This is a genomic window from Aminobacter sp. P4_D5 (genome assembly GCF_056401815.1).
The window spans coordinates 1-530 of record NZ_JBFUIP010001333.1; the positions used below are offsets into that span (position 1 = coordinate 1).

General features: G+C 63.6%; 1 protein-coding gene and 1 pseudogene. One reads left to right on the forward strand and one right to left on the reverse strand.

Annotated elements, in window-relative coordinates; translation table 11 throughout:
- The coding region (locus tag AC1DWF_RS38245) for a hypothetical protein (protein ID WP_476843611.1) at positions 1–249 on the forward strand (249 nt) is incomplete at its 5' end.
- Between the two features lie 151 nt (positions 250–400).
- Here AC1DWF_RS38245 and AC1DWF_RS38250 read toward each other — a convergent pair.
- A pseudogene (locus tag AC1DWF_RS38250) lies at positions 401–530 on the reverse strand (class I fructose-bisphosphate aldolase); the annotation flags it as partial.

The following is a 530-nucleotide window of genomic DNA, read 5'->3' on the forward strand; positions in this document are numbered from 1 at the left end:
CTTCAGGGCTTGAGCCTCATGTCCGACGTTCTGGGCCTGAAGGCTGCAACGATGCGCCTGGAGATGGACCCGCTTGGCGACACGACCCGCACCACGCTGCTGATGATGCTCCGGGTGATCGAGGGTAAGGAACCGATCAAGATCGCCGCCGACGGCAGTCACTACATCGAGGTCGAGGCCGAGGATGGCGAGGTAGTCGATGCCCCCGAGGGGGGTTTTGAAGAGGTGGACGACGACCCGTTGGCCTAACCTGAGGCTGCCGCAGCACGCCTACCCCGGCGCCGGTCCTGACACCGCTCGATCCGGTTTCGATGTGCCCCTACATGTGCCCCCTTCGGCACTGACGGCCAAAGAATGGCCCCGGAAACCAAGGCTTTTCCGTCGCCTCAACAGAAGAAATTCACGTCCTGTACACGTCGATGATGTCGTTCAGCAGCTTCAGTGCCTCGGCCTTCGGCCGCTGGAAGGCGTTGCGGCCGACGATCGAGCCGTTGCCGCCGCCGGCATGGATCGCCCGCACCTCATCCAGC